Annotated in this window: 15 protein-coding genes; 11 read left to right on the top strand and 4 right to left on the bottom strand. The window is 62.8% G+C overall.

The features are described from left to right. From ACLCGK_RS15870 to ACLCGK_RS15845, 6 genes are all read left to right on the top strand, one after another. Positions 1-427 (top strand): PoNe immunity protein domain-containing protein (locus ACLCGK_RS15870; protein ID WP_410952372.1); only part of this gene is annotated, 427 nt, incomplete at its 5' end. Between the two features lie 15 nt (positions 428-442). Continuing rightward, positions 443-565 carry a hypothetical protein gene (locus ACLCGK_RS15865; protein WP_350012560.1) on the top strand — a complete coding sequence of 41 codons (123 nt, stop codon included), beginning with the start codon at positions 443-445 and terminating at the stop codon, positions 563-565. 53 nt (positions 566-618) lie between these two features. Beyond that, complete coding sequence (locus tag ACLCGK_RS15860; RefSeq protein ID WP_410952371.1) at positions 619-789, top strand: hypothetical protein; 171 nt, start codon at positions 619-621, stop codon at positions 787-789. 9 nt (positions 790-798) lie between these two features. After that, positions 799-1,755 carry a PoNi-like cognate immunity protein gene (locus ACLCGK_RS15855; protein WP_410952370.1) on the top strand — a complete coding sequence of 319 codons (957 nt, stop codon included), beginning with the start codon at positions 799-801 and terminating at the stop codon, positions 1,753-1,755. A 15-nt stretch (positions 1,756-1,770) separates the two neighbouring features. Continuing rightward, positions 1,771-2,733 carry a PoNe immunity protein domain-containing protein gene (locus ACLCGK_RS15850; RefSeq protein ID WP_410952369.1) on the top strand — a complete coding sequence of 321 codons (963 nt, stop codon included), beginning with the start codon at positions 1,771-1,773 and terminating at the stop codon, positions 2,731-2,733. 54 nt (positions 2,734-2,787) lie between these two features. Next, positions 2,788-3,045, top strand: coding sequence for a PAAR domain-containing protein (locus ACLCGK_RS15845; RefSeq protein WP_410952368.1), 258 nt, complete (start codon positions 2,788-2,790; stop codon positions 3,043-3,045). Positions 3,046-3,087: 42 nt separating this feature from the next. Here ACLCGK_RS15845 and ACLCGK_RS15840 read toward each other — a convergent pair whose 3' ends face one another. Beyond that, positions 3,088-3,255 (bottom strand): DUF6026 family protein, encoded by a 168-nt coding sequence (locus ACLCGK_RS15840; protein WP_003258397.1) that lies wholly within the window; start codon positions 3,253-3,255, stop codon positions 3,088-3,090. A 152-nt stretch (positions 3,256-3,407) separates the two neighbouring features. Between ACLCGK_RS15840 and gnd the strand changes: the two genes are divergently transcribed. The 4 genes from gnd to ACLCGK_RS15820 all read left to right on the top strand — a co-directional run bounded on the left by gnd (position 3,408) and on the right by ACLCGK_RS15820 (position 8,723). Continuing rightward, positions 3,408-4,442 (top strand): phosphogluconate dehydrogenase (NAD(+)-dependent, decarboxylating), encoded by a 1,035-nt coding sequence (gene gnd / locus ACLCGK_RS15835; RefSeq protein ID WP_137109124.1) that lies wholly within the window; start codon positions 3,408-3,410, stop codon positions 4,440-4,442. Continuing rightward, on the top strand, positions 4,439-5,944 hold the full coding sequence (gene zwf, locus ACLCGK_RS15830; protein ID WP_410952367.1) for a glucose-6-phosphate dehydrogenase: 1,506 nt from the start codon (positions 4,439-4,441) through the stop codon (positions 5,942-5,944). The genes gnd and zwf overlap by 4 nt, the downstream gene beginning before the upstream one ends. Before the next feature lie 62 nt (positions 5,945-6,006). Further along, positions 6,007-7,803 carry a glycoside hydrolase family 15 protein gene (locus tag ACLCGK_RS15825; protein ID WP_410952366.1) on the top strand — a complete coding sequence of 599 codons (1,797 nt, stop codon included), beginning with the start codon at positions 6,007-6,009 and terminating at the stop codon, positions 7,801-7,803. A 299-nt stretch (positions 7,804-8,102) separates the two neighbouring features. Then, positions 8,103-8,723, top strand: coding sequence for a TetR/AcrR family transcriptional regulator (locus ACLCGK_RS15820; RefSeq protein WP_015270992.1), 621 nt, complete (start codon positions 8,103-8,105; stop codon positions 8,721-8,723). Positions 8,724-8,870: 147 nt separating this feature from the next. On the opposite strand, the gene preA is transcribed toward ACLCGK_RS15820, so the two are convergent. From preA to hydA, 3 genes are all read right to left on the bottom strand, one after another. Then, entirely contained in the window at positions 8,871-10,145 is a 1,275-nt protein-coding gene (preA, locus tag ACLCGK_RS15815) for an NAD-dependent dihydropyrimidine dehydrogenase subunit PreA (protein ID WP_054573015.1), read from the bottom strand. Further along, positions 10,146-11,513, bottom strand: a complete 1,368-nt coding sequence (locus tag ACLCGK_RS15810; RefSeq protein WP_410952365.1) for an NAD(P)-dependent oxidoreductase — start codon at positions 11,511-11,513, stop codon at positions 10,146-10,148. Positions 11,514-11,678: 165 nt separating this feature from the next. Next, positions 11,679-13,118: a dihydropyrimidinase gene (gene hydA, locus ACLCGK_RS15805; RefSeq protein WP_013973312.1), complete on the bottom strand. Its 1,440-nt coding sequence runs from the start codon at positions 13,116-13,118 to the stop codon at positions 11,679-11,681. 339 nt (positions 13,119-13,457) lie between these two features. Here hydA and ACLCGK_RS15800 point away from each other — a divergent pair, with 339 nt between their 5' ends. Then, complete coding sequence (locus ACLCGK_RS15800) at positions 13,458-14,948, top strand: NCS1 family nucleobase:cation symporter-1 (protein WP_410952364.1); 1,491 nt, start codon at positions 13,458-13,460, stop codon at positions 14,946-14,948. Positions 14,949-15,057: the final 109 nt, after the last annotated feature.

Here is a 15,057-nt window from a genome sequence, read left to right as displayed (position 1 = left end):
GAAGGATGAGCAGCAACAGGCAGTGCGTAGTTACCTGAAGCAGTGGTATCGCGGCATGCGCAACTGTTATTGGCATGACCGGCACAAGGCACGAAGCGATGCGGGTTTCTTTGGCTATTGGGCCTTTGAGGCAGGATTGGTCACTGTGTTGTGGGGCGTCGACGATACGCCCTATAGAGATCTTCCTTTCTACCCGAAGGATTTGGTAGACGATGCTCGCAAGCGTCAAGTTATCAAAAGCTTCCCTGAACAACTGCAAAGCGCGCCGTATTCGGATGCGCTTGCCAGGTCGGGCGAAATTTGCCCGCGCACGGGGGTCTGGGTATGCGATGAGTGGGCGGTCGGGCCTCAGACATTCATGCAAGGCGTAGAGATGCCGAGCGAAAATGGGCGCTCTCTGGTTTGGCGCTTGGTGAAAGGCTTATAGCGTGCGGGAGGGCCAATGGGCCAGTTCGACAGCATCAAGCGCGACCCGTGGATGGACGAGCAGCGTTACCTAGCCTCGATCTGTGAAAAAGAGCGGGAGTTCGCCAACCCTGAACGGGGGCGCGTTTTCGCCGGGTAGTTTGCCGGTTACAAAGGGGAGTAAGGGGTTTCCGAGTGCCAGGCAGATGAGTGATGCGTGGATTGAGCCGAGACTTGACTTGGAACTTGGGAAAAAAACAGGCGGAAGAAGTTGCATTCGCCGGATATGACCGTTGGTTAATGATCGTAGATGAAGGTGGCGTGGTAACGAAAATAGTCAAGCTCGACGAAAATGCTAAATTTATCTGTGATGTGATCCAATAGGGGTGTGTAATGACTGGATTTGATCGGGTCAAGCGTGAGCCTTTCTTGCAAGAGGCAGCCTATCTCGATAGTGTTTCTTTTTGGAAGGAGAATTATGTAGAGCGCCAGACTGAGTCTTTTCTCGAAATTGAGCGTCCCGAGTATGTAAATGTCAAGATGTTGAGCTGGAGGTGGTGCTTTCAGTCTATGGAGTTGCTCATTGCTCTATATTCGGGAGGGGAACCCATTGAAGCGCTTGAGTTTTACGCGGATCACATGTTTTCCCAATTTCAACGTCACAAGCAAGCTTATCCGGCTTTCAGCTTGAAACTGTGGGAGCCGGATGCCTATCAGTACACACTCTGGCTTCTGTCGTTTGCAGTGCTGTTCAACAAGCCCGGTCGCATCAGGCAAATCGCAGGTTTTTTGAGTCAAGACCCAGATGACGGTGAGGACATCCTGTTGCGGCAACTGTTTTCCCGTGTGGGGGTGACGATCCCCGGGAGTACGTTGATTCATGAGTGCCCCTACCATGAATTGCTCAATGCCGTAACTACTGTGAAGGATGAGCAGCAACAGGCAGTGCGTAGTTACCTGAAGCAGTGGTATCGCGGCATGCGCAACTGTTATTGGCATGACCGGCACAAGGCACGAAGCGATGCGGGTTTCTTTGGCTATTGGGCCTTTGAGGCAGGATTGGTCACTGTGTTGTGGGGCGTCGACGATACGCCCTATAGAGATCTTCCTTTCTACCCGAAGGATTTGGTAGACGATGCTCGCAAGCGTCAAGTTATCAAAAGCTTCCCTGAACAACTGCAAAGCGCGCCGTATTCGGATGCGCTTGCCAGGTCGGGCGAAATTTGCCCGCGCACGGGGGTCTGGGTATGCGATGAGTGGGCGGTCGGGCCTCAGACATTCATGCAAGGCGTAGAGATGCCGAGCGAAAATGGGCGCTCTCTGGTTTGGCGCTTGGTGAAAGGCTTATAGCGTGCGGGAGGGCCAATGGGCCAGTTCGACAGCATCAAGCGCGACCCGTGGATGGTCGAGCAGCATTACCTGGCCTCGACCCGTGAAAAAGAGCAGGAATTCGCCGACCCTGACGCCCAGGCATTGCTGATCGGGCCAGCCGAGCACAGGCATCACTACCGTGGCCTTAGCCGCGACTGGGCACACATGGCACTGGAGCTGGCAGTGCAGCGGTATTCCGGTGGCGAGCCGATGGAGTTGGTGGAGGCCTATGCAGACTATGCGTTCGCCCAGTTCGCCCGGCATTTTTCGGCGTACCCGGCAACCAGCGAGCAGTTGCGCCCGTGGGTGTCGGATGAATACCGGCTTGCCTTGTGGCTGCTGTCGCTGGCGGTGCTGTGCGGTTACCCCGAGCGTGTCGACCAGGTACTGGGCTGGCTGAACCAGGACGACGAGCGCAGCCCCGACCTGCTGCTGCATCGCCTGTTCCAGCGGCTGGGCAAGGCCTACCCAGGCACCTCATTGCTTCACCCCGAACCTTACGGCGCCTTGTCGGAGTGCCTCGACCTGAAAGGCCCCGCGCAGCATGACGCGCTCATGCACTATCTCGGGCAGTGGTACGCCAATGCGCACGGTTGCTACTGGCACGAGCGCCACACCCGGGCACGGAGTGACCACTTGGGTTATTGGGCCTTCGAGGCGGCACTGGTGGCGTTTTTATGGTCTGTGCAGGGTGATGCCCTGGAAAGCGCTCCCCGCTTTTACCCGCAGGCACTCGTCGAAAGGGCGTATTACCGACGCCTGGGCAAGCAGTTCCGCGACCCGGAAACCGCCAGGCGCGAGGATGCCCCAGGCTGGCCTTCCGGCACGCCTTGCCCATGGCCCGGTTACTACGTCTGCGTCGAGCGCATGGTGGGCGAACAAGTGTTCATGCACCAGGTACCTTTCCCTGAGATCGATGGCCAGGTCGTGCACTGGCGGCTGTCGAGAACGTTCTGATTGGCGCTGCCGGCATGCGTGCCTGGCGCCTCACATGATTCGGGAGTGGCAACAATGCCTGCCATCGTTCTGCTGGGTCACACTCACCACTGCCCATTGTGCGGCCCGACCAGCATCAGCAGCGGCTCCAGTCTGTTCTTCGTCAACGGCAGGGCAGCCACCAGGGTTGGCGACAGGCTTGGGTGTGGGGCGGTGATTACCAGCGGCTCGGCACTGATGATGGATGATGGGCAGCCGCTTGCCAGGGTCGGCGATGCCACCAGTCATGGCGGTACCTTGGAAAATGGGGATAATAGCTGGCTGCTCGATTGAGCGATGTGGGAGCAGTTCGGCTCCCACAGGGGAGGGGCAAACTCAGAGGGTAACGGCCTTGCCGTCTGTGCGCGCCTGCGCCAGCAGCAGGTTCAGTTGGGCGACCTGCTGGCGCAGCTGGTCACGTTCATCCTTCAGTTTACGCAGCTCATCACGGCGCACGGAGACATAGAGGGTCTGGGTTGGGGTTGCAGGCATCAAAGTACCCATGGACACACCTCGCGGTTTTGGCTGGTGACAAGTTAAAGCGTAGACGCTTCACGCGGGCGCATTCTGAATTCTTTCGCAGGTCTTGGGAACTTTTTTGTTTATCGTGGTCCCGCCGTTCGTCGCTGAACCCTCGAGCGGTACGCTGGACTAATCTGAAAAGCTGGATTGTGTTGTCATTTATTTCGAAAGGGGAGCATCGGCTCATGCAACTGGGAATCATCGGGCTGGGCCGCATGGGCGGCAATATCGCAAGGCGCCTGATGCGCGCCGGCCACCGTACTGTGGTGCATGACCGCAACCGTGAGGCCATCACCGGTCTGGAGGGCGAGGGCGCCCAGGGTGCGCACGACCTCGGTGCGCTGGTACAGAAGCTGAAAGCGCCGCGCGCGGTGTGGGTCATGTTGCCCGCCGGCGAGCCCACCGAGCAGACCATCGCCCAACTGGCCGAACTGCTGGAGCCGGGCGATGCGATCATCGACGGCGGCAACACCTTCTACAAGGACGACATGCGCCGCGCCGCCGAACTGGCCAAGCGCGGGCTGCATTACCTGGATGTCGGCACCTCGGGCGGTGTGTGGGGCCTGGACCGTGGCTACTGCATGATGATCGGTGGCGAAAAGGAAGTGTTCGAGCGCCTGGAGCCGCTGTTCAAGGCGCTGGCCCCGGGCGTGGGTGACATCCCGCGTACCCATGGCCGCAGCGGCGAGCACCAGCGTGCCGAGCACGGCTACATCCATGCCGGCCCACCCGGTGCCGGGCACTACGTGAAAATGGTGCACAACGGCATCGAATACGGCCTGATGCAGGCATACGCCGAAGGCTTCGACCTGCTGCGCAGCAAGGGCGGCAACGAACTGCCGGAAGACCAGCGTTTCGACCTGAACGTGGCCGAAATCGCCGAAGTGTGGCGGCGTGGCAGCGTGGTTACCTCGTGGCTGCTCGACCTCACTGCCGATGCGCTGGTGGCCGACCCGCAGCTGTCGCAATTCAGTGGCTCGGTGTCCGACAGTGGTGAGGGCCGTTGGACCATCGACGCCGCCGTCGAGCAGGCGGTGCCGGTGCCGGTGCTGTCCAGCGCGTTGTTCGCCCGCTTCCGCTCGCGCCAGCAGCAAGGCACCTATGGTGACAAGATTCTCTCGGCCATGCGCCTGGGCTTCGGTGGCCACGTCGAGAAAAAAGCCGAATGACCAAACAGAGCATTCCGGCTGCTCCGCCATGCACCCTGTTCCTGTTCGGCGCCAATGGCGACCTGGTAAAGCGCCTGCTGATGCCGGCGCTTTACAACCTCAGCCGTGACGGTCTGCTGGACCGCAACCTGCGCATTGTTGGCGTCGACCATAACCCGGCCACTGCCGAGGAATTCGCCGAACGCCTGCACGCGTTCATGGTCGAGCGTGACAAAGGCGGCGAGGGCACGGCCAAGTGCCTGGATGAGAAGCTCTGGGCACGCCTGGCCAAGCGCCTGGATTACCAGACCGGCGATTTCCTCGACCCGGCCACCTACCAGACCCTCGCCAAGCGCATCGACACGACCCGCCATGGCAACGCCATCTTCTACCTGGCGACCTCGCCGCGCTTCTTCCCCGAAGTGGCGCAGCGCCTGGGCCAGGCCGGGCTGCTCGACGAATCGGCCGGTGGCTTTCGCCGGGTCGTGGTGGAAAAGCCCTTTGGCACCGACCTGGCCAGCGCCGAGGCGCTCAACGCCTGCCTGCTGAAGGTGATGGGTGAGCGGCAGATCTACCGCATCGACCATTACCTGGGCAAAGAGACGGTGCAGAACATCCTGGTCAGCCGGTTCTCCAACGGCTTGTTCGAATCGTTCTGGAACAACCACTACATCGACCATGTGCAGATCACCGCCGCGGAAACCGTCGGCGTCGAGACCCGTGGTGCGTTCTATGACAGCACCGGTGCGCTGCGCGACATGGTGCCCAACCACCTGTTCCAGTTGCTGGCGATGGTGGCCATGGAGCCCCCGGCCGCGTTCGCCGCCGATGCCGTGCGCAGCGAAAAGGCCAAGGTGGTCGGCGCCATCCGCCCATGGTCGGCGAAGATGGCCCTGAAAAATTCCGTGCGTGGCCAGTACGGCGCCGGCAAACAGGGGCGCAAGCAGTTGCCTGGCTACCGCCACGAGCCCAACGTCGCGGCGGATAGCCAGACCGAGACCTATGTGGCGCTCAAGGTGATGATCGACAACTGGCGCTGGGCCGGCGTGCCGTTCTACCTGCGTACTGGCAAGCGCATGAGCGTGCGTGATACCGAAATCGCCATCTGCTTCAAGCCTGCGCCCTATGCGCAGTTCCGCGAGTCGGAGCTGGAGCGGCCCAAGCCCAATTACCTGAAGATCCAGATCCAGCCCAACGAAGGCATGTGGTTCGACCTGCAGGCCAAGCGCCCCGGGCCGGAGCTGGTAATGGAGAATGTCGAGCTGGGCTTTGCCTACAAGGACTTCTTCAAGATGACCCCGGCGACCGGCTACGAAACGCTGATCTACGATTGCCTGACCGGTGACCAGACCTTGTTCCAGCGGGCTGACAACATCGAGAACGGCTGGCGCGCGGTGCAGCCGTTCCTCGATGCCTGGGCCCAGGGCGGCGAGGTGCATGAGTACCCGGCCGGTGAAGACGGGCCCGAGGCCGGCAATGAATTGCTGGCGCGGGACAAGCGCGAGTGGCATCGGTTGGGGTGAGTTTTTTGTAGAGCCTGTGCCCGCGAAGAGGCCGTCACAGGCAAACACACAAAGGAGCCCCAATGCCTGCCCACATCGAAGACTATGCCCTGCTGGGCAACTGCCGCAGCGCCGCCCTGGTCAGCCGCGATGGCTCGCTCGACTGGCTGTGCCTGCCACGCTTCGACGCCCCCGCGGTATTCGCCGCCCTGCTGGGCAACGAAGAAAACGGCCGCTGGCGCCTGGCCCCCTGCGACCCGGTCGAACACAGCAGCCGCCAATATGTGGACGACACCTTGGTGCTGGAAACCACCTGGGTGACCGCCACCGGCCGCGCCCGTGTGCTCGACTTCATGCCGCTGGGCGAGGTTAACGCGCTGGTGCGCATCGTCGAGGGCCTCGCTGGCGAAACCAACTTCGAAATGGACCTGGTGATGCGCTTCGACTATGGCCGCAGCGTGCCCTGGGTGGAACGGCTCGACCCGCGGACCCTCAGCGCCGTCGCCGGCCCCGACCGGCTGATCCTGTGCAGCACCGTCCCCCCGCATGCCCGCGACCAGCACACGGTCGCCCGCTTTCGCGTTGGCGCGGGCGAACGCCAGGTGTTCAGCCTGCGCCACCAGCCTTCGCACCTGCCGGTGCAGCCCGGCTGTGATATCGACCAAGCGCTGGCGCAGACCATCGACCAATGGCAGGCCTTCGCCGCCCGCTGCCCACAGGTGGGCCCATATTCCGCCCTGGTGCGCCGTTCGCTGCTGACCCTCAAGGCCATGACCTACGCGCCCACCGGCGGCATCGTTGCCGCCGTCACCACATCGCTGCCCGAGCGCATCGGCCACGAGCGCAACTGGGACTACCGCTTCTGTTGGCTGCGCGACGCGACCATGACCCTGCTGGCCTTCATGAACCTCGGCTACTTCGACGAAGCCCAGGCCTGGCGGGAATGGCTGTTGCGCTCGGTGGCCGGCAACCCCGAGCAGATGCAGATCATGTACGGCCTGGCCGGTGAGCGCGACCTGCAGGAATACACCTTGCCGTGGCTGGCCGGCTACGAGCACTCGCAACCGGTGCGGGTGGGCAATGCAGCGTCAGGGCAGATGCAACTGGACATCTACGGCGAACTCGCCGATGCCATGACCCAGGCAATAAAGGGTGGCTTGCCCCGCCATCCACGTAGCGCCGCCATCTCACGACTGATCCTGCCTTACGTCGAGCGCATCTGGCGCCAGCCGGACGAGGGCATCTGGGAAGTGCGCGGCGGCCGGCAGCAGTTCGTGCACTCCAAGGTCATGGCCTGGGTTGCCTTCGACCGCGCCGCAGGGCTGGCCGACACCACCGAGGAAGGCCGCGAGCGTGGGCAGCACTACCGCCAGGTGGCTGACGAGATTCGTCGTGAAGTATGCGCGCGGGGCCTGGACCCCAGCGGCCGTTTTTTCGTCCAGGCCTATGGCTCGACCGAGATGGACGCCAGTTTGTTGCACATCGCCCTTACCGGCTTCCTGCCGGCGGATGACCCACGCTTTTTGCGCACGCTTGAACAGGTCGAACAGCGCCTGATGAAAAACGGTCTTCTGCTGCGCTATGACAGCGACAGCTGCAGCGATGGCCTGACTCCAGGGGAGGGCACCTTCCTGGTGTGTTCGTTCTGGCTGGCCGACGTATATGTTCTGCTAGGTCGCCAGGCAGAAGCGCAGGCACTGTACGAACGCCTGACCGGCCTGTGCAACGACCTTGGCTTGCTGGCCGAACAGTACGACCCGGCGGGCCAGCGCATGCTTGGCAACTTCCCCCAGGCGTTCAGCCATATCGGCATCATCAACACCGCACTGAACCTGCACCGCGCACAGTGCCCAGTGCGTGATCGGGCGAGCTGTAGCTAAGTCAGATGGCGGTCTCCCCCTGTAGGAGCGGCCTTGTGTCGCGATCGGGCTGCAAAGCAGCCCCGGCAATTCATGCAGTGAGGCTGAAATCCCGGGGGCGCTACGCACCCCTTTCGCGACACAAGGCCGCTCCTACAGGGATTGCGCTGGCTTGGAGTAAGCGGAGTAGACTAGGGCAAACCCCTTTGGCACGGAGCACACATGGGCATTCGCGGTACTGATCGGCAGATCGACAACATCGAGTTCAATTTCATCTACCCAGACGGTTATGAGCTGGCGGTGTGGACGGCCCAAGCCTGATGGCCAATCACAAGATCGAAATCCGCCGGCGCAATATCGAGAAGATCCTGCAGGCGGCGGAAAAGGTGTTCGCCGAGAAGGGCTACGGCGCCACGTCGATGGGTGATATCGCCGAGCAGGCCGAGCTGCCGCGTTCCAACCTGCATTATTACTTCAGCACCAAGGACGATCTGTTCCGCGCAGTGCTGCAGGACCTGCTGGATGTGTGGAAGCAGGACGCGCTGTGCTTCGAGAACTTCGACGACCCGCGCGTGGTGCTGACCAGTTACATCCGGGCGAAGATGGGCCACTCGCGCTCGCGGCCGCTGGGGTCGAAGATCTGGGCCGAAGAGATGCTGCACGGGGCGCCGGTGTTGGGGGTGAACCTGGATGAAAGCCTGGTGCCCTGGGCCAAGCTGAAGGAAGCCAAGATCCGTCGCTGGGTGGAGGAGGGGCGCATCCTGCCCGTGGAGCCCTCGGCGCTTTTGTACATGATCTGGGCCTCGACCCAGCACTATGCCGACTTTGGTTACCAGGTGACGTTGCTCAATGGCGGGGAGGCGTTGTCGGACATGGCCTTTGAAAATGCCGTGCAGACGGTGACCAGCGTGATCTTGCGGGGGATCGGGCTGGAGCCTTGAGGTCGGTGTACGCTGAGCGATTGGTGCCGCTTTGCGGCCCTTCGCGGGCACGCCCGCTCCCACAGGTGTTTCGCTGCCCTCCCAAGCGGCGCGATCCATGTGGGAGCGGGCGTGCCCGCGAAGGGCTGCAAGGCAGCCCCAATTACCTCAACTGGCCTCGCGGTAGGGATTACGCGGGTCCTGCGTCCAGTTCAGGTACGGCTTGCCGGTATCCTGAGCCACCATCTCGATGCAGCTCTCCACCGGGCAGGTGATCTGGCACAGGTTGCAGCCCACGCATTCCTCCTCGATCACGCTGTAGGCATGCGTGCCATCGGCCTTCAGCGTACTGGCAATCGCCTGGTGCGAAGTGTCCTCACAGGCAATGTGGCAGCGCCCGCAGCCTATGCATGCTTGCTGGTCGATGTGCGCCACCGACTTGTAGTTCATGTCCAGGTACTTCCAGTCGGTGGTATGCCCCACCGCCTGGCCGCGGAACGCTTCGATGTTGGGGTGCCCGTGCTGGTCCATCCAGCGCGCCAGGCCGTCCTTCATGTCCTCGACGATGCGGAAGCCGTGCAGCATCGCTGCCGTGCACACCTGTACAGCGCCACTGCCCAGGGCCATGAACTCGGCTGCGTCACGCCAACTGCCGATGCCGCCAATACCACAGATGGGCAAGCCGAGCGTTTGCGGGTCGCGGGCGATTTCCGCCACCATGTTCAGGGCAATCGGCTTGACCGCTGAACCGCAGTAACCACCATGGGTGCTCTGGTCGCCAACGATGGGGTGGGCGACCATACGGTCCAGATCGACGCTGGTGATCGAGTTGATGGTATTGATCAACGACACTGCATCGGCCCCACCACGGTGCGCGGCGCGGGCCGACTGGCGGATATCGGTGATGTTCGGCGTGAGTTTGACGATCACCGGCAGCGAGCAGTACGTCTTGCACCAGCGGGTGACCATTTCCACGTAATCCGGCACCTGGCCGACCGCCGCGCCCATGCCGCGCTCCGGCATGCCGTGCGGGCAGCCGAAATTCAGTTCGATGCCATCGGCCCCGGTGGCTTCCACCAGCGGCAGTATGAACTTCCACGAGTCTTCCACGCAGGGCACCATCAGCGACACGATCAGTGCGCGGTCGGGCCAGTCCTTCTTCACCTGGGTGATTTCGCGCAGGTTGATGTCCAGTGAGCGGTCGGTGATGAGCTCGATGTTGTTGATGCCCTGCACCTGGCGGTTGGGGCCGTAATGCGCCGAGTAGCGCGACGACACGTTGACTGCCGCCGGGTCTTCACCGAGTGTTTTCCACACTACGCCACCCCAGCCGGCCTCGAAGGCGCGGACCACGTTGTAGGCCTTGTCGGTTGGCGGAGCGGAGGCCAGCCAGAAGGGGTTGGGTGCCTTGATGCCGGCAAATTCGATGGACAGGTCGGCCATTTACGCAGCCTCCACGTTGAGCATGAGTTGGGCATGGATGGCTTCGGCGGCCAGCTTGCCGTGTTGCACGGCCTGGACGGTAAGGTCCTGGCCCAGGGCGGTGCAGTCGCCGCCGGCATAGACGCCCGGCAGGCTGGTCTGCATCGTTTCGTCGACGCGGATGCGCTCGCCGTCGCGCGCCAGTTGTGCGGCCACCGGGTCGACGAGGCTGGCGTCGTCGAAGCGTTGGCCGATGGCCTTGAAGATGGCATCGGCAGCCAGTTCGAAGGTTTCGCCGGTGTCGCGCAGGCGGCCGTCTACCAGCTCGGTGCGGGCAAAGCGCATACCGCGCACCTTGCCGCTGTCGTCCAGCAACACGGCATCGGGGCGGGCCCAGGTATGCAGGCGCACCTGGTTGGCCTTGGCGATGTCCTGCTCGTGGCCGGTGGCGCCCATGTCGGCATGGCCACGGCGGTACACCAGGTTGACGTCGCGGGCACCCAAGCGGCTCATCTGCACGGCCATGTCGATCGCGGTGTTGCCGGCGCCGATCACCAGGCAGCGGTCGGCCAGGGGCAACTGGCTCAGGTCGTCGGCCTGGCGCAGTTCGCGGATGTATGCGGTGGCGGCGAGCAGGCCGGGGGCTTCTTCATCAGGCAGGCCGAGCTGGCGCACGGCATTCAGGCCCAGGCCGAGGAACACTGCGTCGAACTGGTCGCGCAGCTCGCCCAGGCCAAAGTTGCTGCCCAGGCGCTGGCCATGGCGGATCTCGATGCCGCCGATGCCGAGCAGGAATTCCACTTCACGCTGGGCATAGTCGTCCACCAGCTTGTAGCGGGCGATGCCGTACTCGTTGAGGCCACCGGCCTTGTCGCTGGCCTCGAACACCACCACATCATGCCCGTGCATGGCCAGGCGGTGGGCACACGACAGCCCGGCAGGGCCGGCACCGACCACGGCGATGCGCTTGCCGGTGGCCGGCGAGCGCTGGAACGGGTGCTCGGTGAAGTGGGCGTTGTCCAGAGCATAGCGCTGCAGCTGGCCGATCAGCACCGGTGCGCATTCCTGCGCGTTGTTGCGCACGCAGGCTTGCTGGCAAAGGATTTCGGTGGGGCAGACGCGGGCGCAACTGCCGCCGAGGATGTTGGCCGAGAGGATGCGCTCGGCGGCGCCTTGCAGGTTTTCGTCGCTGATGCGGTGGATGAACGACGGGATGTCGATGTCACTGGGGCAAGCGTTGACGCAGGGGGCGTCATAGCAATACAGGCAGCGTGCGCTTTCGACGGCGGCCTGGCGGGCGGTGAGGGGTGGGGCCAGGTCGCTGAAGCGCTCGGCCAGCTGGTCGGCGCCGGCCCGTGGGCGCGGCAAGTGGTTCAGGGCGTCGATCACGGTTGTAGCCTCTCTATTTTTTATGGATGCAGGCGACAAGCATTGCGGTGGTTTCTGGGGCCGCTGCGCGCCCCATCGCGACCCAAGGCCGCTCCTACAAGGAACCGCGCACTCCTGTAGGAGCGGCCTTGTGTCGCGATGGGCTGCGCAGCAGCCCCAATGGCTTCAGCGCTGGACGGGCGTCGGCCGCTGCACTTCGGCCCTGCGCCCCAGCACTTCATACACCGACGGATACGCCGGCCGTTCCACATACCGCCCCGCGCCTTTTTCCGCACGCAGGTCGCCATCGGCCCAGAGCACTTTGCCCTGGCTGATGGTATGGCTGGGGATGCCGCGCACGGTACGGCCTTCGAAGATGTTGAAGTCCACCTGCTGGTGGTGGGTCTTGGCCGAGATGGTGCGCGTGCCTTGCGGGTCCCACAGCACCAGGTCGGCGTCGGCACCAACACGAATGGCACCCTTGCGAGGGAAAAGGTTGAAGATTTTCGCGGTGTTGGTGGAGGTCAGCGCAACGAACTCATGCATCGACAGGCGCCCGCTGTTGACCCCTGCATCCCACAGCACTGCCATGCGGTCCTCGATGCCGGCAGTGCCGTTGGGGATGCGGCTGAAATCGTCGCGCCCCATGGCTTTCTGCTCGGCGCAGAAGCAGCAGTGGTCGGTGGCGGTGGTGTGCAGGTTGCCCGATTGCAGCCCACGCCACAGCGCCTCCTGGTGTTCACGCGGACGGAACGGGGGACTCATCACGTAGCCTGCGGCGGTGGCCCAGTCAGGGTCACGGTAGACGCTGTCATCCAGCAGCAGATGGCCGGGCAGGACTTCGCCGTAGACCGGCTGGCCCTTGCCTCTGGCATAGGCGATTTCATCCAGCGCTTCGCGGCTGGAAACGTGCACCAGATACAGTGGTGTGCCCAGCGTCTCGGCAATGCGGATGGCTCGGCTGGCCGCTTCACCCTCGACCTGGGATGGGCGTGACAGCGGGTGGGCTTCCGGCCCGGTCAGGCCCTGGGCCAGCAGTTTTTTTTGCAGGTGGTACACCAGCTCGCCGTTCTCGGCATGCACGGTGGGTACTGCACCCAGTTGCAGGCAGCGCTCGAAGCTGGCCACCAGGGTGTCGTCGGCGGCCATGATCGCATTCTTGTAGGCCATGAAGTGCTTGAAGCTGTTCACCCCATGTTTGGCCACCAGTTCGCCCATCTCTTCGGCTACCTGCTCGCTCCACCAGGTAATGGCGACATGGAAGCCGTAGTCGCTGGCGCTTTTCTGCGCCCAGCCGCGCCAGGTGTGAAAGGCCTCAAGCAACGACTGCTGCGGGTTGGGGATGACGAAGTCGATGATCGAGGTGGTGCCACCGGCCAGGCCCGCGGCGGTGCCGCTGAAGAAATCCTCGCTGGCCACCGTGCCCATGAACGGCAGCTGCATGTGGGTGTGCGGGTCGATGCCGCCGGGCATCAGGTACTGGCCACTGCCGTCGAGGATCTGGCAGTCGGTGGGCGGTTCGAGGTTTTGCCCAATGGCACGGATCAGGCCATCGGCACACAGGACATCAGCGGGGTAACTCTCTTCGTGGGTGACCACGGTGGCGCCACGGATCAACAGGGACATGCCGTTTTCCTCGCAGGCTGACCGGTCTGGGCCGGTTCTTGGAGTTTTCTTGATGTAGGGCGGGCAGGGCGGTTAATCCTGTCAGGCCTGACAAGATTCGAGGCTAGATGCTGATCCGGGATTCGGCAAGAAAATTTTCCCATTAATTTTGTGGTTTTTAACTGATTGAAATTAATGGGTTAATTTAATTATTGGTGCTGGCTGCGTAGCTTTCTGATGCTTTGACTTACTTGACAAGATGAAAATCTGGTCGAGATTTTCAAGCACATGAACCGTGAGTACTCCGGCCATCGCATCAGCCCGATGGGCAGCAACTAGAAGAAAATCTGGAGAGCCCCCATGCAGCAGAGCAGATCGGAAGTGGTCGAGCGCGATGGCCTGTTCGAGCTGTCCGAAGGTAGCGATGTCCTCGACAGCCCGCGCTACAACCACGACATCGCCCCGACCAAGGTGCACCAGCGCACTTGGAACAAATGGCACATCACCGCCCTGTGGGTGGGCATGTCCATCTGCGTGCCCACCTACACCCTCGGTGGCGTGCTGACCGCCTACTTCGGCCTCAGCGTGGGCGAGGCCTTGCTGGCTATTCTGCTGGCCAACCTGATCGTGCTGATCCCGCTCACCCTCAACGCCTTCCCTGGCACCAAGTATGGCATTCCGTTCCCGGTGCTGCTGCGTTCGTCGTTCGGCATACTCGGCTCAAACGTGCCATGCCTGATCCGGGCGGTGGTCGCCTGTGGCTGGTTCGGCATCCAGACCATGTTCGGTGGCCTGGCCATCCATTTGTTCCTCGGCTCGGTGTTCGACGGCTGGAAAGCCCTGGGCGGCACCGGCGAGGTGATCGGCTTCATGATCTTCTGGTGCCTGAACCTGTGGGTGGTGCTGCGCGGCGCCGAGTCGATCAAGTGGCTCGAAACGCTTTCGGCACCGCTGCTGGTGGCGGTCGGCGTCGGCCTACTGTTCTGGGCCTTGCCGCACATGTCGATGACCGAACTGCTGGCCCAGCCGCCCAAGCGCCCGGAAGGGGCGAACATGCTCGGCTACTTCTGCGCCGGGCTTACCGCCATGGTCGGTTTCTGGGCCACGCTATCGCTGAACATCCCCGACTTCAGCCGCTATGCCCGCAGCCAGAAGGACCAGATTCTCGGGCAGATCTTCGGCTTGCCGCTGACCATGTTCCTGTTTGCTGCGCTGGGCGTGGTGCTGACCGCAGCCTCGGCATCGCTGGTTGGCGAGACCGTGTCCGACCCGGTCAGCCTGATCGGCAAGATCCACAGCCCGTTCTGGGTGGCCCTGGCCATGGCGCTGATCGTGATCGCCACGCTGTCGACCAACACCGCGGCGAACATCGTGTCGCCGACCAACGACTTCCAGAACATCGCCCCACGCCTGATCGGGCGCAGCCGCGCGGTGTGGCTGACCGGCTTCATCGGCCTGGCGCTGATGGGCCATGAGCTGCTGAAGAAGCTGGGCTGGATCGTTTCCGACCTGAGCCTGGAGAGCGTGTACTCCAACTGGCTGCTGGGGTATTCGAGCCTGCTGGGGCCGATCGCCGGGATCATGGTGGTGGACTACTTCCTGATCCGCCGGCAGGAGCTGGACCTGGCCGGGCTGTACCGTGACGACGTATACCCGGCATGGAACTGGGCCGGTTTTGCCGCCTTTGCGTTGCCGGTGGCGCTGACCGTCATGGCGATTGGCAACAGCAGTTTCAGCTGGTTCTACGACTACGGTTGGTTCACCGGTTCGCTGCTGGGTGGGGCGCTGTATTACCTCTTGGCCCGTGTGGTCGCGCGCAGCCCGGCGCGGGTGGTCAAGCCTTTGCCGTGAGACCGCGCCGGCTTCTTCGCGGGCTCGCCCGCTCCCACAGGTACTGCACGGTTTTCCAGACCTGTGGTGATCCTGTGGGAGCGGGCATGCCCGCGAAGAGGCCGGCACA

The organism is Pseudomonas sp. S1(2024), from assembly GCF_046557535.1.
Note: the sequence above shows the minus strand (reverse complement) of the source record. Positions and strands in the feature narration are given on the sequence as shown.

Excerpts from the sequence above, each read along its gene's own strand:
- ACLCGK_RS15865 (WP_350012560.1), top strand. The coding sequence starts at position 443 with ATGGGCCAGTTCGACAGCATCAAGCGCGACCCGTGGATGGACGAGCAG.
- ACLCGK_RS15860 (WP_410952371.1), top strand. The coding sequence starts at position 619 with ATGCGTGGATTGAGCCGAGACTTGACTTGGAACTTGGGAAAAAAACAG.
- ACLCGK_RS15855 (WP_410952370.1), top strand. The coding sequence starts at position 799 with ATGACTGGATTTGATCGGGTCAAGCGTGAGCCTTTCTTGCAAGAGGCA.
- ACLCGK_RS15850 (WP_410952369.1), top strand. The coding sequence starts at position 1,771 with ATGGGCCAGTTCGACAGCATCAAGCGCGACCCGTGGATGGTCGAGCAG.
- ACLCGK_RS15845 (WP_410952368.1), top strand. The coding sequence starts at position 2,788 with ATGCCTGCCATCGTTCTGCTGGGTCACACTCACCACTGCCCATTGTGC.
- ACLCGK_RS15840 (WP_003258397.1), bottom strand. The coding sequence starts at position 3,255 with ATGGGTACTTTGATGCCTGCAACCCCAACCCAGACCCTCTATGTCTCC.
- zwf (WP_410952367.1), top strand. The coding sequence starts at position 4,439 with ATGACCAAACAGAGCATTCCGGCTGCTCCGCCATGCACCCTGTTCCTG.
- ACLCGK_RS15825 (WP_410952366.1), top strand. The coding sequence starts at position 6,007 with ATGCCTGCCCACATCGAAGACTATGCCCTGCTGGGCAACTGCCGCAGC.
- ACLCGK_RS15820 (WP_015270992.1), top strand. The coding sequence starts at position 8,103 with ATGGCCAATCACAAGATCGAAATCCGCCGGCGCAATATCGAGAAGATC.
- preA (WP_054573015.1), bottom strand. The coding sequence starts at position 10,145 with ATGGCCGACCTGTCCATCGAATTTGCCGGCATCAAGGCACCCAACCCC.
- hydA (WP_013973312.1), bottom strand. The coding sequence starts at position 13,118 with ATGTCCCTGTTGATCCGTGGCGCCACCGTGGTCACCCACGAAGAGAGT.
- ACLCGK_RS15800 (WP_410952364.1), top strand. The coding sequence starts at position 13,458 with ATGCAGCAGAGCAGATCGGAAGTGGTCGAGCGCGATGGCCTGTTCGAG.